The organism is Mesorhizobium sp. M1A.T.Ca.IN.004.03.1.1, assembly GCF_003997555.1.
Taxonomy (GTDB): Bacteria; Pseudomonadota; Alphaproteobacteria; order Rhizobiales; family Rhizobiaceae; genus Mesorhizobium.
The window spans coordinates 1-246 of sequence record NZ_RZTV01000854.1 but is presented as its reverse complement, the minus strand read 5'-3'; the positions used below and the strand labels follow the sequence as shown (position 1 = coordinate 246).

The window sequence follows — 246 nt, the reverse complement described above, 5'->3', positions numbered from 1 at the left end:
GGCGAAAACCTGCAGGACCATCTGCAAATCCGTACGGTCTTCCGCATCGAGGGCGCAAAGACGCTGAACCAGCTCTATCACAACCTGTTCACCCGGGCGGGCATGGGGCTTGAATATATGCTGCGCCGGTCCGGGCCGCTGTCGATGGCGCCGAGCCAGCTCGGTATCTTTGCCAAGAGCGATCCGGCTGTTGCGACCGCCGATCTCGAATATCACGTACAGCCTCTGAGCACCGACCGGCTCGGC

The 246-nt window shown here is 61.8% G+C and carries 1 pseudogene; it reads left to right on the top strand.

Going from position 1 to position 246, the window contains the following annotated elements:
* Positions 1–246: pseudogene (locus tag EOD29_RS34110) on the top strand (GMC family oxidoreductase); the annotation flags it as partial.